Consider the following 21,024-nt stretch of genomic DNA (forward strand, 5'->3'; position numbering starts at 1 on the left):
ACCTGACGCGACCCCCGATGACGGATTTCCCCAAGAAATAGTCAAGAGATCCATGCCACACCCCCTACGGCCGGGCCCGCACGCCCACGTACCGTCGTGGGCATGAGCCCCACTCCTCCCGCACGCCGCCTGCGGCTCGGCCTGCCCCGACGGGCGTTCTCGCAGGTCCTGCTGATGCAGGTGGTGATCGCCGCCGGGGTCGCGGTGCTGGCGACCGGGCTCTTCCTGGCACCGCTGAGCAAACAGCTGGACCAGGAGGCGATGCGCCGGGCACTGGCGATCGCCCAGACCACGGCCCAGGATCCGGGGATCGCCGAGGGCGTCCTCACCACGCGGCCGACCACGACCGGCCCGGTGCAGCGGGAGGCGGAGCGGATCCGGCAGGCCACCCACGCCGAGTACATCGTGGTGATGGACCTGCGGGGATTCCGCTGGTCGCACACCACGCTCTCGGAGATCGGCGGCCATGTGTCGACCTCTCCGAATGAGGCGCTGGCCGGCAACGACGTCATGCAGATCGACACCGGCACCCTGGGCCGCTCCGCGCGCGGCAAGGTGCCGTTGTACGACGCGAAGCACCGCATCATCGGAGCGGTCTCGGTCGGTATCGCGTACGACAGCGTGCGGGCGCGCCTGCTGAGCGCGATCCCCGGGCTGTTCGCCTACGCCGGCGGCGCTCTCGCGGTCGGTGCGCTGGCCGCCTGGCTGATCTCCCGACGGGTCCAGCGACAGACCCGCGACCTGGCCTTCTCCGACATCTCGGCGCTGCTCGCGGAGCGCGAGGCGATGTTGCACGGCATCCGGGAGGGCGTCGTCGCGCTCGACCGCGGCGGCCGCATCCGCCTGCTGAACGACGAGGCGAGACGGCTGCTCGGCATCGGCGACGAGGCCGTCGGCCGCTCTCCTGACGAGGCGCTCGGCGAGGGCCGTACGACCGATGTCCTGGCCGGCCGGGTGACCGGCACCGATCTGCTCACCGTGCGCGGCCAGCGGGTCCTGGTCGCCAACCGCATGCCCACCGACGACGGCGGCGCCGTCGCGACCCTGCGCGACCGTACCGAGCTGGAGCAGCTCGGCCGCGAACTCGACTCCACGCGCGGGCTGATCGACGCCCTGCGCGCCCAGGACCACGAGCACGCCAACCGTATGCACACCCTGCTCGGGCTGCTGGAACTGGAGATGTACGACGACGCCGTGGACTTCGTCGGCGAGGTGGTGGGCGACCACCGGGTCACCGCCGAGCAGGTCACCGAGAAGATCCAGGATCCGCTGCTGGCCGCCCTGCTGGTCGGCAAGGCCACCGTCGCGGCCGAGCGCGGGGTCGCCCTGTGGGTGTCGGACCGCACCTGGCTCCCGGACCGGCTGATCGACCCCAGGGGCCTGGTCACGGTCGTGGGCAATCTCGTGGACAACGCCCTGGACGCGGTCGCCGGCACTCCGCACGCGCGCGTGGAGGTCGAGTTGTGCGCCGAGGGCCGCGCGGTCGTCCTCAGGGTGTGCGACACCGGGCCCGGGATCCCGGCGGAGCAGCGGGAGCTGGTCTTCACCGAGGGGTGGTCCACCAAGAAGCCGCCCGCGCACGGCAAACGCGGCATCGGGCTCTCGCTGGTACGCCGGCTCGCCGAACGGCAGGGCGGCAGCGCGGACGTGGGCGAGGCGGACGGCGGGGGCGCGCGGTTCACGGTCGCACTCCCCGAGGCACTGACCGAGCCGGAACCGGCGCTCGTCCCGGCCGACGAGGAGACGCGATGATCGAGGTCCTGGTCGTGGACGACGACACCCGGGTCGCCCGGGTGAACGCCGCCTACGTCGAGAAGGTGCCGGGCTTCCATGTGGCCGGCGAGGCCCACAACGCGGCCGAGGCGCTGCGCCGGTTGGAGACGCTGCCCCGCCTCGACCTGGTGCTCATGGACCACTATCTGCCCGACGACACGGGTCTCGCGGTGGTCCAGGAGATGCGCCGGCGCGGCTACCGGACCGACGTGATCATGGTGACGGCGGCCCGGGACGTGTCGACCGTGCAGGCGGCGATGCGGCACGGCGCTCTGCAGTACCTCGTCAAGCCGTTCGCGTTCGCCGGGCTGCGCGCCAAGCTGGAGGCGTACGCCGAGCTGCGGCGCACCCTGGACGGCGGCGGCGAGGCCGAACAGGCCCAGGTGGACCGCATCTTCGGCGCCCTGTCCACGACGTCCGAGCCGGACCTGCCCAAAGGGCACTCCCCCACCACGGCCGAGCTGGTGCGCCAGTCCCTGATGAACGCCCAGGGCCCGCTGTCGGCCCAGGAGATCGCCGAACGGACGGGGGTGAGCCGCCAGACCGCCCAGCGCTACCTGAAACTCCTGGAGCGCACGGGACGGGCACGGCTGACCCTCAAATACGGCGACGCGGGCCGCCCCGAACACCGTTACGTGTGGGCGACCCGCGGCTGAGACCCGCTCAACCGGCCGTCACTCGGCGACCTCTGCTCAGCAGCCTCTACTTCGCGGCCTCTCCTTGGCGGCCTCTACTTGGCAGCCTCTACTTGGCGGCCTCGACGAACTCGGTCGTGTACGTCTTGCCGAGGTCGACATCCGCGTTCTGGATGTTCGTGTTGAACGCCTTCAGCACCTTCTCCACGGTCTCCGGGCCGTTCTCCGGCATCACACCGTCGTCGGTGAACATCGGCAGCGTGCTCTTGATGGACTGCGTGTAGAGGGCCTTGTCGCCCTGGGCATAGTCGGCGGGCATCTTGGCCGCGATCTCGGTGGCGCTGTGCGTGGACATCCACTTGAGCGTCTTGACGAATGCATTGACCAACTTCTGGACGGTGTCCTTGTGACCGTTGACCCAGTCCGTCTGCATGTACAGGCTCGACGACGGGTACGGGCCGCCCAGCGCCTTCTGGGAGCCTTCGGGCGTCCGCATGTCCAACAGGACCTTGCCCGCCTTCTTGTCCAGGATGGTCGCCACCGTCGGATCGGTCGTCATGCCGCCGTCGATGGAGCCCTGCTGGAGCGCCGAGATGAAGGTCGCGCCCGCTCCGACGGCGACCGGCGAGAAGTCGCTGACCTTCACCCCGTTCTTGACGGCGAGGTACTTGGTGAGGAAGTCGGTCGACGACCCGAGGCTGGTGATGCCGAGCTTCTTGCCCTTGAAGTCCTTGGGGGAGGTGATGTCGCCGGCCGCCTTGGTCGAGACGACCTCCACCTCACCGGGCGCACGCGAGAACTGCACGACGGACTCGACCGCCTTGCCCTTGGTCTGGAGGTCGAGCGTGTGGTCGTAGAAACCGACCGTTCCCTGGACCTGTCCGGCGACGAGCGCGGTCTCGGCCTGTACGCCGGCCGGCTCGGTCAGCAGCTCCACGTCGAGGCCCTCGGCGTCGAAGTAGCCGAGCCGCTGGGTGAGCATGGCCGGCATGTAGATGACCTTGTCCAGGCCACCGACCATGATCTTGACCTTCGTACCCTTGCCGGAGCCGGTGGAAGCCGTGCTCGCCGCGTCGTTGGCGCAGGCGGTGAGGGAGGAGACGGCGAGCAGACCGGCGGCGGCCAGGGTGCTGTATCTGACGGACTTGCGCATGCGGTTCACGTCCTTGTGAGAAGGCGGTGCAGGGAGGAGTGGAGGAGGGGGTCAGCTGTCGGAGCCCGACGGCTTCCACCGGAAGATGCGGCGCTCGGCGAAGGTGAGGAGCCCTTCGGCGGCAAGCGCGACGACGGCGAGGATGGTCATCGAGGCGTAGACACCGGCCGCGTTGAAGGTGCCCTGCGACTGCGCGACGAGCAGGCCGATGCCCTTGGTGGCACCGATGAACTCGCCGACGATGGCACCGATCAGGGCGAAGCCGAAGCTGACGTGGAGGCTGGTGAAGATCCACGAGGTAGCCGACGGGATGACGACCTGAAGGGTCACCCTGCGGTCGCTCGCGCCGAGGATCCGGGCGTTGGCGACCAGGTTGCGGTCGACCTCGCGGGCGCCCTGGAAGGCGTTGAAGAACACCGGGAAGAAGACCAGTACGACGGCGGACGCGACCTTGGACGAGGCGCCGAGCCCGAACCAGATCACGAAGATCGGGGCGAGCACGATCCTGGGGATCGAGTTGAGCACCTTGATGTAGGGGCCAAGTACATCGGCAAGGAAGGCGATCCGCCCGAGGGCGATGCCGAAGAGCACACCGGCGATGACACCGATGACCCAGCCCAGCAGCGCCTCGTAGAGCGTGTACCAGACCTGCTCGCCTAGGGAGCCCTGGGCGGTCCCGTGCAGCACCCAGGTCCAGATCTGGTCCCAGATCTTGGAGGGCATCGAGAAGTTGAACGGGTCGATGACCTCGGCCCGGGACAGGGCCTCCCACAGGCCCAGGACGGCCACCAGGAGAAGCACGCGTACGGCGAACACGATCGCCTTGCGTCTACGGGCGGCCTGGGCCCGCGACCGGGCGCGGTCCGGGCCGGCCTTGACCGTGTCGACGACCGGTGTGCTGAGCACCTCAGGCGACATGAGCGGCACCCCTCTCGCGGGTGATGCGGACCTCTTCGCCGAGGGACTCCCAGATCTCGCGGTAGATCTCGATGAACCGCGGCTCCAGACGCACCGACTCGACCTTGCGGGGGCGGGGCAGGTCGATGTCGAAGACCTGCTTGACGGTCGCGGGCCCGGCGGTCATGACGACGACCTTGTCGGCCAGCGCGATGGACTCCTCCAGGTCGTGGGTGACGAACACCACGGAGGCGCCCGTGCCCTCCCACAGTTCAAGGAGCTCGTCCGACATCAGGGCCCGGGTCTGCACGTCGAGCGCGGAGAACGGCTCGTCCATGAGCAGGATCTCGGGGTCGTTGACGAAGGTCGCGGCGAGTGCGACGCGCTTGCGCTGGCCGCCGGAGAGCTGGTGCGGGTAACGGTCCTCGAAGGCGGCGAGACCGACCTTGGCCAGCCAGGCACGGGCCTTCTCCTTCGCCTCCGCCTTGGGCACGCCCCGGAAGCGGGGGCCGGCCATCACGTTGGACAGCACGGTCCGCCAGGGGAAGGTGGCGTCCTGCTGGAAGACGAATCCGACCTTGTCGCCTACCCCGGCCACCGGCTCACCGGCCACCAGCACGTCGCCCTCACTGGGCTCCTCCAGCCCGCTGACCAGGGTCAGCGTGGTGGACTTGCCACAGCCCGTCGGCCCTACGACGGCCACGAACTCACCACGCCCCACGGTGAGGTCGAGGTCGCGGACAGCCGTGTGCAGACCCCCCGACGGGGTCTTGAAGATCTTGCTCGCGCCCCGCAGCTCGATGGCGGGGCTGATGTCTGCGCTCATGGGCCGGGACGGTAGGTGTGGCCCGGACCACAGCAGCAGTCTTCTGGGCGCAAGCCGTTCTTTTGCTCGCAAGCCTCTGTTGTGCTCTTTTTGCTCGCGCTACAACTGCGGAGCCGAAACACGGGCTTAACGCTCGCCGGCCTTGAAGGAGAGGCCTGATGATTGACGTCCTGGTGGTCGATGACGACTTCCGCGTCGCTGAGATAAACGCCAAGTACGTGGGGAAGGTTCCCGGCTTCCGGGTGGCCGCCCGCGCGCACAGCGCCGCCCAGGCCCTGGCCGCCGTGGAACGCGGCGCCATCGACCTGGTCCTGCTGGACCACTACCTGCCGGACCAGACCGGCCTCGAACTCGTCCACCGGATGCGGGAACAGGGCCATGGCACCGACGTCATCATGATCACGGCCGCCAGCGATGTGGCCACCGTCCAGAGGGCGATGCGGCTGGGCGCCCTGCACTACCTGGTCAAGCCGTTCACCTTCGCCGCGCTGCGCACCCGCCTCGACTCCTACGCGGCGCTGCGCCGCACCGTCGACCGGGTCGGCGGCCGGGGTCTGACCGGCCAGGAGCAGGTCGACCGGATCTTCGGCGCGCTGCGCACCTCACCGGTGCCGTCCGCGCCCGGGCTGCCCAGCGGCCACTCCGAACCCACCACCGACCTCATCTGCGGCGTCCTGCACCGAGCCGACCACCCGCTCTCCGCCCACGAGGTCGCCGCCGAGACGGGCCTCAGCCGCTCCACCGCCCAGCGCTACCTCCGTCACCTGGAACAGGTGGGCCGGCTCCACCTCTCCCTGAAGTACGGCGACACGGGCCGCCCGGAGCACCGGTACGCCTGGGTGGCGCCGTAGCGGCTCCGTAGCGGCTCCGTAGCAGCTCCGTAGCGGGTCCGGCACGGGTCAGACGGCCCCCGCCCCGGTCAGCGACCGCACCTCGGTCTCCGCCTGCTTGGCCTCGTCCGGAACCTCGTCCGAGGTGACCGTGCCGAGCCACCCGGCGAGGAAGCCCAGCGGGATGGAGACGATCCCCGGGTTCTGCAACGGGAAGTACTGGAAGTCGACGGCCGGGAACAGCGCGCCCGGGCTTCCCGAGACCACCGGGGACAGCACGACCAGCACCAGGGCCGGGACCAGCCCGCCGTATACGGCCCACACCGCGCCGCGGGTCGTGAAGCCCCGCCAGAAGAGCGAGTACAGCAGCGCGGGCAGGTTCGCCGAGGCGGCCACCGCGAAGGCCAGCCCCACCAGGAAGGCGACGTTCATGTCGCGGGCCAGCAGGCCGAGGGCGATCGCCACCACCCCGATGCCGACCGCGGCCGTCCGCGCCACCGCCACCTCGCTGCGCTGCTTGGCGTGCGGTCTGCGCAGCGAGGCATACAGGTCATGGGCGACGGACGCGGACGAGGCAAGGGTGATCCCGGCGACCACCGCGAGAATCGTCGCGAAGGCGACGGCCGCGACCACCGCGAACAAAACCGTTCCGCCTGTGGAGCCCGCGCCGCCGCCCAGGTCGAGCGCCAGCAGCGGAACGGCCGTGTTCCCCGACGCGTTCGAGGCGCGCACCGCGTCCGGTCCGACGAGGGCCGCCGCCCCGAAACCGAGCACGATCGTCATCAGGTAGAAGCCGCCGATCAGCCCGATCGACCAGACCGCCGAACGCCGTGCCGCCCGAGCCGTGGGAACCGTGTAGAAGCGGGACAGGATGTGCGGCAGCCCCGCCGTGCCCAGCACCAGCGCCAGCCCCAGACTGATGAAGTCCAGCCGGGCGCTCCAGCTGCCGCCGTACTTGAGGCCCGGAGCCAGGAACGACTTCCCGTGCCCACTGCGGTCGGCCGCCGTGAGCAGCAGGCGGTCGATGTCGCCGTGGAACCGCACCAGCACCAGCACGGTCAGCACCACCGTGCCGCTGAGCAGCAGGACCGCCTTCACGATCTGGATCCAGGTGGTCGCCCGCATCCCTCCCAACGACACGTAGATCACCATCAGCGCGCCGACCCCGATGACCGTCCACGCCTGCGCGGCCTGGCTCGTCCGCCCCAGCAGCAGCGCCACCAGGCTGCCCGCCCCCACCATTTGCGCCACCAAATAGAGAACGGACACGGTGATCGAGGAAGTTCCCGCCGCGATCCGCACCGGCCGCTCCCGCATCCGCGCCGCGATCACATCGGCGAGCGTGAACCGCCCGCAGTTGCGCACCAGTTCGGCCACCAGGAACAACACGACCAGCCAGGCGACCAGGAAGCCCACCACGTACAGCAGTCCGTCGTAGCCGAAGAGCGCGATGAGGCCGGTCACACCGAGGAAGGAAGCCGCCGACATGTAGTCGCCCGCGATGGCAAAACCATTCTCCATCGGGGAGAAGAGCCGCCCGCCGGCATAGAACTCCTCCGCCGAACCGTGCCGCCGTCGGCTCACCCACGTCGTGATCCCGAGCGTCACCGCGACGAACGCGCTGAACAGCAGCAGAGCCAAGGTCTGATGATGCCCCGTCATGACTCACCGCCCCGTGCGCCCCTGGTCAGCTCCTGGGTGTCCCAGCGCAGCTCCAGCGCGGCACGGTCCCTGCGCAACCGCGCGTGCCGGGCGTAGGCCCAGGTGAGCAGGAACGTGGTGAGGAACTGCCCGAGGCCCGCGACCATCGCCACGTTCACGGCCCCCGCGACGGGCCTGGCCATCAGCCCCGGCGCGGTCGTCGCGGTCACCACGTACCCCACGTACCAGGTGAGGAAGACGACGACTCCCGGCACCACGAACCTGCGGTAGCGGCTGCGCACCTCCTGGAAGGCAGCACTGCGCTGCACCTCCAGATACACGTCACGGGCGCGAACGGCCGCCCCCTCCCGCTCCGCCCGCGCGGCCGGTACGGCGGGAACCGGTACCCCGGCGCCGTCCAGCTCGCCCCAGCCGGAGGCCAGCGCGTCGTACCAGGGATCCTCGTAGCTGACTTCTCGGGAGGCCGCGCCGTACTCGCCCTGGTCCTCGTGCTGCTCGGCCGAACTCTCGGGACCGCCCCCGCCGTCGCGGTGACGATCGTTGCTTGACTGCATGCCCAAGGATGGACAGACCGGGAAGATCCCCGACACTTCTTCCCGCGGCTCTTCACCCCATCAGGTGACTCAATTCGCTGGTGGCCGCACCAGTCCCTTCGCATAGGCGTAACGCACCGCCTGGGCCCGGTCCTTGAGGCCCGTCTTGGCGAAGAGGTTGTTGATGTGTGTCTTCACGGTCGCGGTGGAGACATGCAGTCCCCGGGCGATCTCCTGGTTGGTGAGCCCCTCGGCGATCAGCACCAGGACCTCGGTCTCCCGCACGGTCAGCCCGTCGGGCGCCTCCGTGGCCACGGCCGTCGGCTCGGGCTGTGACAGCCTCTCCAGCAGCCGCCGTTGGATGCTCGGCGACAGTCCCGCGTCTCCCGAGAGCACGCTCTGCACCGCCCGCACGATCTCGTCGCCGCCCGCGTCCTTGGTGAGATAGCCACGTGCACCGGCTTTCAGCGCCGGGAACAGCGACTCGTCGTCCGCGAACGTGGTGAGCACCACGACCTGTGTCCCCGGGTACTCCGCCCTGATCCGCCGGGTCGCCTCCACACCGTCGCAACGCGGCATCCGAAGATCCATCAGCACCACGTCCGGGGCGAGTTCGGCGACCAGCCGCACAGCTTCCTCCCCGTCGCCCGCCGCTCCCACGACCTCCACGCCGGGCAACAGGCCGAGGAGCATCACGATGCCCTCCCTGACCACTGTCTGGTCGTCGGCGACCACCACCCGCGCGGGCTTCTGCTCCGCCTCCGTCATACGGGCACCCTCAACGTCACCTCGAACCCCTCGTCATCACGCCCTGCCTCCAGCGAGCCACCCAGCAACTCGGCCCGCTCCCGCATACCCAGCAGACCGTACCCGCTGCCCGCGCCGGTGAGATCGCCGGGACGACCGCCCGAATCCCTCACGTTCAAGGTCACTTCGTGCTCCTGATAGTCCAGCCGTACCTGGACCTTGGCGCCGTGCGCATGTTTGCGGACGTTCGTCAGCGCCTCCTGGGCGACGCGTCGTACGGTCTGCGACGCCTCTGCGGGCAGGGCCCTGCGTTCGCCCGTGACGGTGACCTCGGCACCGTCGGCCGAAGCGACGACCTCCGTGAGGAACTCCTCCAGCGGCGTCAGCTCGCCGCGCAGGGCGGACAGGGCCTGGCGGGTCTCGGCCAGCCCGTTGCTGGCCATTCCCCGGGCGGCCACGACCCGTTCGAGGATCTGCTCCCGGTCGGCTCCGCGCTCGATCAGCAACCGCGCCGCCTCCAGGTGCACCATCTGGGCCGAAAGGCTGTGGGCCAGCACGTCGTGGATCTCCCGTGCGATCCTGGCCCGCTCCGCCAGCGCCGCCGACTCCGCCTCGGCCGCTCTCGCCGCGCGCTCCTGGGCCAGTAGCCGCTGAGCGTGTCCCCGGGCCTCGGCGTCGAGTCTCATCACGTAGCCGCCGAGTGCCAATCCGACGACGGTGGCCGCGGTGGTCAGCCATACGTCGTTGGTGAACGCGGAGTACGAGGCCAGGGCCACGGATGTGACGGGCACCGCGATCGCGATCGGCAGCCGCTCCAGGGCGGAGATGCCGCAGCCGCACCAGATCACGAGGGCCGGTCCCCGGAATCCGTTGGCCTCCGCCGCGACCGCGACGGCCAGGAGGACACCGATGAGGAGCAGGGAGGGCACGAGCCGGTGGGCGTACGTGGTCCGGTAGAAGCCCCAGGAGGCCAGGGCGGTCACGACGACACCCGCCACCGCCGCGGCCATGCCCCAGCCGTGGACGTGCGACTGGTGGAAGGTGCCCCACAGCAGCAGGGCGAGGACCACCACCCGCACGGCCCAGGCGAGCATGCGCCGGGGCTGGGTGACCCCCGCGCGGCCCAGCGCCTCGCGCGAGGGCCAGCGCGTCCAGACGTTCTCCGTCACACGCCTTCCTTCCTGGTGACCCGGGCCATGCCGTCACCGTACGCCCGGGTGAGACCGCCTGCGGACGGGGCGGAGGGGAGGGACTGCGCACGCCAGACGAGGATGCCGGCGCGAACCAGCAGCGTGACCGCCAGGCCGAGCATGAGGGCCGAGCTGTGCTGGTGGACGCCGACGAGGGCGCCGACGGCGACGAGACCGACGCGCACGGCTATCCCGGCGAACCAGACGATCGCGCTGGCCTTGGTGCTCTTGGTCCATACGACCCCGTCGGGCTCCGTCCACACCCGGGTGGTCCAGGCCCAGGCGGCCCCCATCCCCAGCCCCACCAGCAGCTCCGTACCGAGCAGCAAGGCGGATTCGGTGCGGTGATGGGCGTCGAGTATGCCGGGTTCGCGCAGTGCGACGACCGCGAGGATCACGGGCAGCAGCCACCAGCGCCGACCGGTGTCGATCGGGCGGGCACGGAACTGGCGCACGATCACCACGACGACGACTGCCACGATCAGCAACGCGTTGACGAGCCCGGACATCAGTGCCTCCGTGAGCGGAAAGGGACGGTGCCGGGAGCGGGAGCTGCCGACACCTCCGACGCTACGGAAATGCGCAGGTCAACAGATCGCAGCGTGGGTGGATCACGGGTGGAATCCAACGAGTGGGATCTCTCCACCCCCGGGTGGAGGCGCCGCCCTCGCGGGGCCGTGCGGGTGGGGATGCGCCGCGCATCCGGCGGGCGCGCGGCGAATGGTGGCCGCGCGGTGAGTGCCGGGCGCGCGGCGAAAGGCGGGCGCGCGGCGAAAGGCGAGCGTGTTTCACCACCCCTGCCTTCACCGCCGCCCACCTTCACACCGGCGACCAGCGCACCGCCCCGTCCTCACCGGCGACCAACACACCACCCCGCCTTCACCGACGACCAACACACCACCCCGCCGTCACCGGCGACCGGCTCATCGCCCCGTCGGGCAAGGCCCAGCGCAGCGGCTACGCGTCGATCCGCGAGCGGTCCAGCGTCGCCGCCGAGCCGGAGATGAACTCCTTTCGGGGAGCCACGTCGTTGCCCATCAGCAGGTCGAAGACCTGCTCCGCCGCTTCGAGGTCGGAGAGGTTGATCCGGCGCAGGGTGCGGTGGCGCGGATCCATGGTCGTCTCGGCCAGCTGGTCGGCGTCCATCTCGCCGAGACCCTTGTAGCGCTGGATGGAGTCCTTGTACCGGATGCCCTTGCTCTGGAACTCCATGAGCTTGTCGCGCAGCTCACGGTCCGAGTACGTGTACACGTACTTGTCCTGCCCCTTCTTGGGCTGGACGATCTCGATGCGGTGCAGCGGCGGCACCGCGGCGAAGACCCGGCCGGCCTCGACCATGGGACGCATGTAGCGCTGGAACAGCGTCAGCAGCAGGCAGCGGATGTGGGAGCCGTCGACATCGGCGTCGGTCATCATGATGATCTTGCCGTAGCGGGCCGCGTCGATGTCGAAGGTACGGCCTGAGCCCGCCCCTATGACCTGGATGATCGCGCCGCACTCGGCGTTCTTGAGCATGTCCGTCACCGAGGACCGCTGCACGTTGAGGATCTTGCCCCGGATCGGCAGCAGCGCCTGGAACTCCGAGTTCCGGGCCAGCTTCGCCGTACCGAGCGCGGAGTCTCCCTCGACGATGAAGAGCTCGCTGCGCTCGACGTCGTCGCTGCGGCAGTCGGCGAGCTTGGCCGGCAGGGACGAGGACTCCAGGGCGGTCTTCCGGCGCTGCGCGTCCTTGTGCTGACGGGCGGCGATGCGGGTCCGCGCGGCGGCGACCACCTTCTCCAGGACCACCCGGGCCTGGGCCGCCGAGTCCCGCTTGGTGGAGGTGAGGAACGCCTTCAGTTCCTTGGTGACCACGTTGTTCACGATCCGGCGGGCCGCCGAGGTGCCGAGGACCTCCTTGGTCTGACCCTCGAACTGCGGTTCGGCGAGACGGACGGTGACGACGGCGGTGAGGCCCTCCAGGGCGTCGTCCTTGACGATGTCGTCCTCGGCGACACGCAGCAGCTTCTTGGCGCGCAGCACCTCGTTGAGGGTCTCGCGGACGGCCTGCTCGAAGCCGGCCATGTGGGTGCCGCCCTTGGGGGTGGCGATGATGTTGACGAACGACCTCATGGTCGTGTCGTAACCGGTGCCCCAGCGCAGCGCCACGTCGACGCCGAGTTCGCGGGTGACCTCGGTGGGGGTCATCTGACCGTGGTCGTCCAGGACCGGGACGGTCTCCTTGAAGGTGCCCTGTCCGGAGAAACGGAGGACATCGCAGACCGGCCTGTCGGTGGCCAGGTACTCGCAGAACTCGCTGATGCCGCCGTCGAAACGGAAGGACTCCTCGCCCTTGCTGCCGTCGGCGCCCAGACCGTACTCGTCACGGACGACGATGGTCAGTCCGGGCACCAGGAACGCGGTCTGGCGGGCCCGCTGGTGGAGGGTCTCCAGGGTGAGCTTGGCGTCCTTGAGGAAGATCTGGCGGTCGGCCCAGTAACGCACCCGGGTGCCGCTGCGGGTCCTGGGGATCTTCTTGGTCTTGCGCAGCCCGCTCGTGGCCTCGAACTTCGCGTCCGGGCCGTCACCTGCGAAGGCGCCGGGGACACCGCGGCGGAAGCTGATCGCGTGCACATGGCCGCCGCGGTCCACCTCGACGTCGAGCCGCGCGGAGAGCGCGTTGACCACCGAGGCACCGACGCCGTGCAGGCCGCCGGAGGCCGCGTAGGAGCCGCCGCCGAACTTGCCGCCGGCGTGCAGCTTGGTCATCACGACCTCGACACCGGACAGGCCGGTCTTGGGCTCGACGTCCACGGGGATGCCGCGGCCGTTGTCCCGGACCTCGACGGAGCCGTCGTCGTGGAGGATGACCTCGATGTGGTCGCCGTAGCCGCCCAGGGCTTCGTCCACGGCGTTGTCGATGATCTCCCACAGACAGTGCATCAGACCGCGACTGTCGGTCGATCCGATGTACATACCGGGGCGCTTGCGCACTGCCTCGAGGCCCTCGAGGACGAGCAGGTGCCGCGCGGTGTAGTTGGAGCCGTCCCGGTCTGCTCCTGCCAGCAGCGCTGTGGACGGCACGGACGTATCGGCGGTCACGCGGTTCGCTCCTCGCTGAATTTCAGTGGAGCCCCTTTTGGGTAAGGGGCCGGCTTCGGTCGCCGTTCAGAGGGTACCGAGGCCTGGTAGAGCCGTTGTAACGCCACCCTCGTCGTGAACTCACCCTAGTCCACGGTCGTATGCGTGTTCGATCCCTCGATGGAGTGAAGTACATATCACGTTCCCTTCGAGGCATGAACCATTTAGGCTCCGGGCACGTCCTCACAAACAACCGGCAACCCGGCCGGGAGGATGAGACCGATGAACCGCGCGAACCCGTAAGCACTTAAGACGACGCAATACGGCACATTCGCCGCCAACCGGCAGCAGACGGCCACCTCGAAAGATTTTTTTCGAGGAGAAGCCCCGAGCGGGAACGTTTTCGGGCTGGTTGGATGTTGACCCTGGTACGACAGCTCGTCGAGCTAGAGAAGAGGCGACGTGACTACTGTTCTGACCCCCGCGAGCCACCTGACGGCCGCCGATCGCTGCGACCGCTGCGGCGCCCAGGCATACCTGCGCGTCGTGCTGCTCAGCGGCGGAGAACTGCTCTTCTGCGCCCACCACGGACGCAAGTTCGAGCCGGAACTCAAGAAGATCGCCGCTGAGATACAGGACGAGACGGAGCGGCTGACGTCCGTTCCGAACACCGCCTCCGAAGATGAGCGCTGACCTCTCGCACACACGACGAGCCAGCCCCGGCCCAGACCGGTGAACGGGCGGCCGCTCCCTCGGGAGCGACCGCCCGTCGTCATGTGCCCACAGCAGCCCTCAGGAGGGCTCGTGAGGCCTTCGTGAGCGGCTGAAGCCACCGTCCGGCCCCAGGGCCCGCACGACCTCGGAGACGCGCGTGTAGACACCGGGACTCCCCGGGCGGCCGCAGCCGCTGCCCCACGACACGAGTCCGATGAGCCGCCCCTGCGCCACCAGCGGTCCCCCGCTGTCCCCCTGACAGGCGTCGGGTCCGCCCGAGGTCTCCCCCGCGCACACCATGGAATCCGCCCGGTAGGTGCCGTCGGCGCCGCCGGGATAAGCCCGCTCGCACGCCTGGTCGGGCAGCACATGGACCTGCGCCGCGTACAGCCGGCGCGCGTAGTCGCCGCCACCCGTGACGTCACCCCATCCGGAGACCAGGGCACCGGTGCCGGCCCGGTAGGCGGCGTCGCCTTCGGCCGCCATCTTGACGACGGCGCCGGCCGGCAGGGGCTGCGCGAGGGTGAGGACGGCGAAGTCGCCGGTGTTCGCATCGGGGTCGTAGCGCGGATTGACCCGTGCGACGGTCACCGGGATCTCCTGGCCCTGCGTCGAGAGCAGATCCGTGCGGCCCGCGATGACCTTGAGGTCGCGCACCCGGTCGGCGGGCCCCCCGATCACCTCGTCGGCCAGGCAGTGGGCCGCGGTCAGCACCGTGGTCCGGCCGATCGCCACCCCACCGCAGAACTGGCCGGCCCGCGTACCTCCGAACCGGTCACGGCTGGACAGCGCGACCGTCCAGGGAGACTGCGAGACGTCGACGGGGAATCCGCCGACGACAACGCTGTCGGCGACTGCCGGAGGCGGGCCGGCCAGCGGTATTACGGCGGTGACGGCCGCCAGGATCAGCGGTCGGATCAGGACCGGGGCAAAGGGACGGCGCATGCACGCTCCTCACTCTGGGTGGTACCAGGACACCCAGAGTCATCCAGCGCACCGCGACCCGCAGCCCGAAGGCCCGGCTCCCCTGTGGGGAGCCGGGCCTTCGACGTCGTACGACCGCGACCTAGTCGAGGTAGTCGCGCAGCACCTGCGAACGCGAGGGGTGGCGCAGCTTCGACATGGTCTTGGACTCGATCTGGCGGATGCGCTCGCGCGTGACGCCGTAGACCTTGCCGATCTCGTCGAGGGTCTTCGGCTGACCGTCGGTGAGGCCGAAGCGCATCGAGACGACGCCGGCCTCACGCTCGGAGAGCGTGTCGAGGACCGAGTGCAGCTGCTCCTGGAGGAGGGTGAAGCTCACCGCGTCGGCGGGGACGACGGCCTCGGAGTCCTCGATGAGGTCACCGAACTCGCTGTCGCCGTCCTCACCCAGGGGGGTGTGCAGGGAGATGGGCTCGCGGCCGTACTTCTGGACCTCGATGACCTTCTCGGGGGTCATGTCGAGTTCCTTGGCCAGTTCCTCCGGGGTGGGCTCGCGGCCCAGGTCCTGGAGCATCTGGCGCTGCACGCGCGCGAGCTTGTTGATGACCTCGACCATGTGCACCGGGATACGGATGGTGCGGGCCTGGTCGGCCATGGCGCGGGTGATCGCCTGACGGATCCACCAGGTGGCGTACGTAGAGAACTTGTAGCCCTTGGTGTAGTCGAACTTCTCGACCGCGCGGATCAGACCGAGGTTGCCCTCCTGGATGAGGTCCAGGAAGAGCATGCCGCGGCCGGTGTAGCGCTTGGCCAGGGAGACCACCAGACGGAGGTTGGCCTCCAGGAGGTGGTTCTTGGCGCGGCGCCCGTCCTCGGCGATGATCTCCAGCTCGCGCTTGAGCTTCGGGGCGAGCTTGTCGGCGTTGGCCAGCTTGTCCTCGGCGAACAGACCGGCCTCGATGCGCTTGGCGAGCTCGACCTCCTGCTCGGCGTTGAGCAGCGGGACCTTGCCGATCTGCTTGAGGTAGTCCTTGACCGGGTCGGCGGTGGCACCGGCCGCGGCGACCTGCTGCGCCGGCGCGTCGTCCTCGTCCTCGTCGGACAGGACGAAGCCCGCGCTCTCGGTGCCCTCGGGCTCCTCGGCGCCCGCCTTGGCCTCTTCGAGGACCTCTTCCTCGAGAAGCTCGGCGTCGTCCTTCTTGGCGGCGGTCTTCTTCGCCGGCACCGCCTTCTTCGCGGCGGTCGCGGTCTTCTTGGCGACAGCCTTCTTGGCGGTGGGGGCGGCCTTCTTGGCGGCGGCGGCCTTCTTCACAGACCCCTCCTCCTCGGCCGGATCGTCGGCTACGGAGGGGGACACGGCAGGGGCGGCCGTGGCGGTGGCCTTCCTGGTGGTCACCGTCTTCGCCGCGACCGTCTTGGTGGCGGTGCGCTTGGCCGGACTCTTCGCTGCGACGCTCTTTCGGGTGCGCTTGGGCTCCGCGGCACTGACCATCAGCGTCACACCCTCTTCCTCAAGGATCTGGTTGAGGCTGCGCAGTACGTTCTTCCACTGAGTGGCCGGAATCTGGTCAGCTTCGAAGGCCCGACGCACATCGTCGCCGGCGATCTGCCCCTCAGCCTTTCCCCGCTCAATGAGAGCCATGACAGAGACGGACTCGGCGATCTCCGGCGGGAGCGTACGGGATGTGCTGGCCGACACGAACAACCTCTCGGAACGTTGGAAAACGGCTTCCGGCCCCGTCCTGGACGGACTGGAGCCGACCGCCGGCTTGGGGATGGGCCGACGGCGCGGGCGGGGGCCGGGAAGATACACAGCGCCATGAATGGCGTCCGTATTCCCTCCGCGGCTGTCACCTCTTAGGTCATCGCGTTGTTCGCAAGAGCGTTACGCCCAATCTACGTGGCCCGAGTCACACCGCGTAAGCGCCCAAAAACGGTCAGACATGGACAGAGGTTGTCGCCGATGATCTCTCCGGGCGGTTCGGACGCCGACGCGTGCGCCGTACGGCCACCACCGAGCCTGTCATACACCGCTCGACCGTTGCGGTGTCCGTCGCTCGACCGTTGCCGTTTCCGTCATACGACCGCCGCGTGTCCGTCCCGCCGCCGGACCCCGCCGGAGCCCTGAGGGATCCGGCGGGGTCCGGCGGAAGCGGGGTCCGGGGCCGGTGGCGCTCCCAGAGCGCGGAACCGACCTGGCGCACCGCTATCGACGCGGGTCAGTGCTCACGCGGGGCGGGAACCACGCGCTCGACCTCGGGGTGGACGGTGAGCAGCTGACGCATGGCCGACTCGGCCGCCGTGCCGTCGCCCGTGCCGAGCGCGTCGACGATCCGCGCGTGCTGGGCCAGGGACGTCTCGTTCGGCCGCTCACAGCCGGTGACCGGGCCGCCGGAGACCTGGAGGGCCGACGACACGATGCCGGAGAGGTGCTCCAGCATGCGGTTGCCCGCGATCTGGATGAGCATCGAGTGGAACTCGGCGTCCGCGCGCGAGAACGTCAGCGCGTCACCCTGCGCCATGGCGTGGCTCATGATCTCGACCATGTCGGACAGGCGCTGCTGGACGTCCTCGCGCCCGTGTCCGGCCGCGAGCCGGGCGGCGAGTGGCTCGATCGTCCAGCGCAGCTCGCTGAGCTCGCGGCGCTGGTCGTCGCGCTGCGGCCCGAAGGCCCGCCACTCGATGATGTCGGGGTCCAGGAGGTTCCAGTCACTGACGGGACGCACGCGCGTGCCGACGTTCGGGCGGGCACTGACCAGGCCCTTGGCCTCCAGGACCCGGAGGGACTCACGGACGACGGTGCGGGAGACCTCGAATCGCTGGCCGATCTCCTCGGGCACCAGCGGGCGGTCCGCGCCCAGGTCACCCGAGACGATCATCTGACCCAGCTGTTGGACGAGTTGACCGTGCAGTCCGCGGCCGCGGCTGCCCGCGGCACGCCGTCCCACCCGGCCCAGCTCGGGGTCCGGGCCCTCCCAGGAGGGCGCCCCGACACGATCGGTGGCCGGTGCATCCACGTACGGGTAGCGGTCGAGTTCGCCCGGGCCGACCAGACCAGAGTCTGCGGAGCGGGCGGCGGTCATCATGGTGTGCGCAAGGGTACTCACGGATCCTTTGTCGGCGCTGTCTCCAACTCCCTTGAGGTCTTTGGTGAAAAGCACACGAAAGGGTGATCGCTCACCCCATCGCAATTGACGCCTTATCGGAAAGAAATGGCCTTTCTGCGGGGAGTTGTGCACACGGGAGGATCGGAAGCGCCCGGTCCGTGGTTATCGGAGCCTGGCCCGGAAGGTGGTGAACAGATACGCGCAGAGCAGCGTGGCCAGCGACAACGCCATTGCCCCGCCCACTGGTTGGGCCAGCACCCGGGCCGCGGCGACCAGATAGCGCTCGCCCCCGAAGGGCCACTGCAGCAGCAACATCTCCCGCATCCGCATCGGGAGTCCGGCGGCCATCCGCACACCCGACCCCTGCAGCGCCTTGTGTACGACGGGCACGACGAGTACGGGTACGGCGAGCACCGCGGCGAGACCGGCCGTGGTGGACCGGAAGACGCCCGCCGCCAGCACACCGGCCCAGGCACAGCCGACGATCAGTCCGAACCAACTCGCGGTCATCGGAAGCCAGTCCGCGGGAACCTTCGCGAGTTCCCGGCCGTAGACGACATAGAGCATTTCGGCATCGCAGCCCAGGGTGAGGAACGAGAGCAGTACGGCGGTGGCTCCGGAGACCGCCAGTTTCGCGGTGAGCAGCCCCAGTCGGCGGGGCACGGTGCCGCGGTCCGCCGCCAGCGCGGGGTGGCGGAACTCGTCCCCGAAGGCCAGCGCCCCGAGCAGCCCCGCGCCGAGCGCCGCAGGGGGCAGCGGCAGCTCCCGCGGCCAGGCGGCGAACAGTCGGGCCTGCGGGGTGTGCCCGAGCCGGGCGAGCAGGACGGTGATGAGGGCGGACACCACCAGGACAGCACCGCAGGTGACAAAGCCGGTACCGATCCCGGCGGCTCGGCGGAGCTCGTACCGCAGCGGACGGAGGGGGCTGGGGGCGGAGCGGACTGCGATGGCGGGTGGGAGCGGCGACGAGTCGTCCGGAGTGATGGCGTGAGCCCGTCGCGCGGACCCGGCCGGAAGGGGGGTGCGGTCGCCAACGGCTGCCGGAGGTTCGCCGGTCTGCGACTTCCGCCGCGGCAGCCTGGCGGAGAGTTTGGCGGGCGGGGCCTCGCCGGGCTGAGCTACGCCGGACACGGTGGGGGTCGGCGACTGCGGGGAGGCGGCGCGGGCGGAGGGATCGTCCAGGACGGGGCGCGGTGACGACTGGGGGGATGCGGTGGGGGCCTGCGATTGACCGGATGCGGCGGAGGCCTGCGGCGGGGCGGACGCGGTGGCGGCGGCTGCCGGTGCGTGAACGGATGCCGCGGTGGCGGGCGCCTGGGCAACGGCGGCAGTGGTCGAGGAATGCGCGGAGGCGGCCCCGACGGGTGGCCGGCCGGATCCGGTGACCGCTGGCGGGTGAGCGGAGGAGGCCGCGGCCGACGGCTGGGCAGGGGCGGCGGTCGATGAGTGAGCCGAGGCGGCGTCGGCCGGTGGGTGGGTGGACGCGGCGGCGGACGGCTGGGCGGGATCGGCGGTGGAGGGCGGCTGGGCGGGGACGGTGGCGGACATGGGGTCCGGGGCCGGGGCGTGGATCGGCGGCTCGGGCGATGCGGGCGGGGCCACAGACGATGAGGACGCGGTGCCGGCCGACGCCGGCCGGGCAGCCGCCGAGGCGCCCGTCGACCGGGCCGAGAGCGCCACGGTCGGGGTCTCGGTGACGACGGCGCGGCCTGGCTGTTCCGCGTGCGGGGCCCTGGGCGCGGCAGCCGGGCCGCCGGCGGATGCGCCGCCGGATTCGGGCTGCTGCTCAGCTCCGGCCGTGTGCCCCGCTGTGTTCGCGGGCAGATCCGGGCCCGGCTCCTGGTCGGCGGTGCGGGACTGACTCACCGACTTCGATCCGGCCGACATCCGAGGCTGCGGGGTGACCGTAGAACCGCTCGTGTCCTGACGGCTACCCACCCCGGGCGTGTCCCACCGGTCGGTGGTCGGCGCCCCGCCGACCGGCCGGTGTTCCTCCGCCGCGGCCGGCTCGCTCTCGCCCCGTTGCCGCCGTACGGCCTCCGGTGCGGCGTCCGTGACCGGCCCCGATCCGGCTCCCGCCCCCATGTCGCCGACCTCGTCCGCGAGTTGGTGGACGAGGATGCCGTGACGGAACGCCGCCTCGCCGACCTCGGCCGTCGTGCTGCCGTACACCGACAGGCGGTTGCCGCCTTCGCTGACGACCTCCACCGAGCGGTGGTCCGTGCGGGCCTCTTTGGTGAGGAGGGCGGCGAGCCGGGCGGCGTAGGGGCTGCGGACGGCCACGCGGGGGCGCAGCCGGGTTCGGGCGAAGTCGGTGGCCTCCTGGTCCGCGACAAGTCTGCCGGCCTCCAGGGTGACCACCCGGTCGGCGGCACGGGCGGCCTCCTTGGGGTCGGAGGTGGCGAACAGGACCGTGCCTCCCTGCGCGGCGTGCGCCCGGAGCATGCGGTGCAGCCAGTGGCCCTCACGGGTGGAGAGACCGTGCGCGGGTTCGTCCAGGACGAGGGTGTGCGGGTCGGGGAGCAGGGCGCAGGCCAGGCCCAGTCGGCGGTCCACGCCGCGCGAGAGCGTGCCCAGGCGCTCCTCGCGCAGGCTGACGAGCCCGACCGCTTCGAGTACTTCGTCGGCACGCCGGACCGGGACTCCGGTCGCCGCGCACAGCATGCGCAGATGCCCACGCACGGAGCGGGCCGGGTGACCGGGGACGTCACCGAGGAGAACGCCGACCTCGCGCGAGGGGTGGGCGATCCGATGCAAGGGGCGACCCCTGAAGTAGGTGAGTCCACGGCCCTGTTGGAGTTCGAGCATCAGTCTGAGCGCCGTGGTCTTGCCCGCGCCTGCCTCGCCCAGGAGTGCGGTGACGCGGCCCGCGCACGCTTCGAAGGTCACGTCGTCGACGGCGGGCGGGTGCGCCTTGCGGGGATTGCTGGTCAGTCCGAAGGCCTCGATCACCTTAGGGAAGATAGCGCGGAA

17 protein-coding genes are annotated in these 21,024 nt (G+C 70.3%); 4 read left to right on the plus strand and 13 right to left on the minus strand.

Annotation, left to right across the window (positions count from 1 at the left end):
- Window positions 1–102 precede the first annotated feature (102 nt).
- Window positions 103–1,752, plus strand: a complete 1,650-nt coding sequence (locus tag ACWDGI_RS37695) for an ATP-binding protein (RefSeq protein ID WP_450767013.1) — start codon at window positions 103–105, stop codon at window positions 1,750–1,752.
- On the plus strand, window positions 1,749–2,429 hold the full coding sequence (locus ACWDGI_RS37700; RefSeq protein WP_450767015.1) for a response regulator: 681 nt from the start codon (window positions 1,749–1,751) through the stop codon (window positions 2,427–2,429). The genes ACWDGI_RS37695 and ACWDGI_RS37700 overlap by 4 nt, the downstream gene beginning before the upstream one ends.
- Window positions 2,430–2,517: 88 nt before the next feature.
- On the opposite strand, the gene ACWDGI_RS37705 is transcribed toward ACWDGI_RS37700, so the two are convergent.
- Genes ACWDGI_RS37705 through ACWDGI_RS37715 form a run of 3 tightly spaced genes read right to left on the minus strand, consistent with a single transcriptional unit; the run spans window position 2,518 to window position 5,284 of the window.
- Window positions 2,518–3,561, minus strand: coding sequence for an ABC transporter substrate-binding protein (locus ACWDGI_RS37705; RefSeq protein WP_450767017.1), 1,044 nt, complete (start codon window positions 3,559–3,561; stop codon window positions 2,518–2,520).
- A 51-nt stretch (window positions 3,562–3,612) separates the two neighbouring features.
- Window positions 3,613–4,479: an ABC transporter permease gene (locus ACWDGI_RS37710; protein ID WP_450767019.1), complete on the minus strand. Its 867-nt coding sequence runs from the start codon at window positions 4,477–4,479 to the stop codon at window positions 3,613–3,615.
- Window positions 4,469–5,284 (minus strand): ABC transporter ATP-binding protein, encoded by an 816-nt coding sequence (locus ACWDGI_RS37715; protein WP_450767021.1) that lies wholly within the window; start codon window positions 5,282–5,284, stop codon window positions 4,469–4,471. Before ACWDGI_RS37715 ends, ACWDGI_RS37710 begins: the two co-directional genes overlap by 11 nt.
- A gap of 158 nt (window positions 5,285–5,442) precedes the next feature.
- On the opposite strand from ACWDGI_RS37715, the gene ACWDGI_RS37720 reads away from it, so the two are divergent.
- Window positions 5,443–6,135 carry a response regulator gene (locus ACWDGI_RS37720; RefSeq protein WP_450767023.1) on the plus strand — a complete coding sequence of 231 codons (693 nt, stop codon included), beginning with the start codon at window positions 5,443–5,445 and terminating at the stop codon, window positions 6,133–6,135.
- 48 nt (window positions 6,136–6,183) lie between these two features.
- Here the strand turns inward: ACWDGI_RS37720 and ACWDGI_RS37725 are convergent, their stop codons facing one another.
- From ACWDGI_RS37725 to ACWDGI_RS37750, 6 genes are all read right to left on the minus strand, one after another.
- Window positions 6,184–7,776, minus strand: a complete 1,593-nt coding sequence (locus tag ACWDGI_RS37725; RefSeq protein WP_450767025.1) for a solute symporter family protein — start codon at window positions 7,774–7,776, stop codon at window positions 6,184–6,186.
- Window positions 7,773–8,330, minus strand: coding sequence for a DUF485 domain-containing protein (locus tag ACWDGI_RS37730; protein WP_450767027.1), 558 nt, complete (start codon window positions 8,328–8,330; stop codon window positions 7,773–7,775). Before ACWDGI_RS37730 ends, ACWDGI_RS37725 begins: the two co-directional genes overlap by 4 nt.
- Before the next feature lie 69 nt (window positions 8,331–8,399).
- Window positions 8,400–9,077: a response regulator gene (locus ACWDGI_RS37735; RefSeq protein ID WP_450767029.1), complete on the minus strand. Its 678-nt coding sequence runs from the start codon at window positions 9,075–9,077 to the stop codon at window positions 8,400–8,402.
- Window positions 9,074–10,225, minus strand: a complete 1,152-nt coding sequence (locus tag ACWDGI_RS37740; protein ID WP_450767031.1) for a sensor histidine kinase — start codon at window positions 10,223–10,225, stop codon at window positions 9,074–9,076. Before ACWDGI_RS37740 ends, ACWDGI_RS37735 begins: the two co-directional genes overlap by 4 nt.
- Window positions 10,222–10,755 carry a DUF1453 domain-containing protein gene (locus ACWDGI_RS37745; RefSeq protein ID WP_450767033.1) on the minus strand — a complete coding sequence of 178 codons (534 nt, stop codon included), beginning with the start codon at window positions 10,753–10,755 and terminating at the stop codon, window positions 10,222–10,224. Before ACWDGI_RS37745 ends, ACWDGI_RS37740 begins: the two co-directional genes overlap by 4 nt.
- Before the next feature lie 448 nt (window positions 10,756–11,203).
- Complete coding sequence (locus tag ACWDGI_RS37750; protein WP_450767035.1) at window positions 11,204–13,327, minus strand: DNA gyrase/topoisomerase IV subunit B; 2,124 nt, start codon at window positions 13,325–13,327, stop codon at window positions 11,204–11,206.
- Window positions 13,328–13,768: 441 nt separating this feature from the next.
- Here ACWDGI_RS37750 and ACWDGI_RS37755 point away from each other — a divergent pair, with 441 nt between their 5' ends.
- Complete coding sequence (locus tag ACWDGI_RS37755) at window positions 13,769–13,999, plus strand: DUF7455 domain-containing protein (RefSeq protein ID WP_351326738.1); 231 nt, start codon at window positions 13,769–13,771, stop codon at window positions 13,997–13,999.
- A gap of 99 nt (window positions 14,000–14,098) precedes the next feature.
- Here ACWDGI_RS37755 and ACWDGI_RS37760 read toward each other — a convergent pair whose 3' ends face one another.
- From ACWDGI_RS37760 to ACWDGI_RS37775, 4 genes are all read right to left on the minus strand, one after another.
- Complete coding sequence (locus ACWDGI_RS37760) at window positions 14,099–14,965, minus strand: serine protease (protein WP_450767037.1); 867 nt, start codon at window positions 14,963–14,965, stop codon at window positions 14,099–14,101.
- 121 nt (window positions 14,966–15,086) lie between these two features.
- Complete coding sequence (locus ACWDGI_RS37765) at window positions 15,087–16,643, minus strand: RNA polymerase sigma factor (protein ID WP_450767039.1); 1,557 nt, start codon at window positions 16,641–16,643, stop codon at window positions 15,087–15,089.
- Between the two features lie 520 nt (window positions 16,644–17,163).
- Window positions 17,164–18,051 carry a FadR/GntR family transcriptional regulator gene (locus ACWDGI_RS37770; protein WP_360488655.1) on the minus strand — a complete coding sequence of 296 codons (888 nt, stop codon included), beginning with the start codon at window positions 18,049–18,051 and terminating at the stop codon, window positions 17,164–17,166.
- 162 nt (window positions 18,052–18,213) lie between these two features.
- Window positions 18,214–21,003: an ATP-binding cassette domain-containing protein gene (locus ACWDGI_RS37775; RefSeq protein WP_450767041.1), complete on the minus strand. Its 2,790-nt coding sequence runs from the start codon at window positions 21,001–21,003 to the stop codon at window positions 18,214–18,216.
- Window positions 21,004–21,024 lie beyond the last annotated feature (21 nt).

The sequence above is a fragment of the Streptomyces sp. NPDC001220 genome (assembly GCF_053597895.1).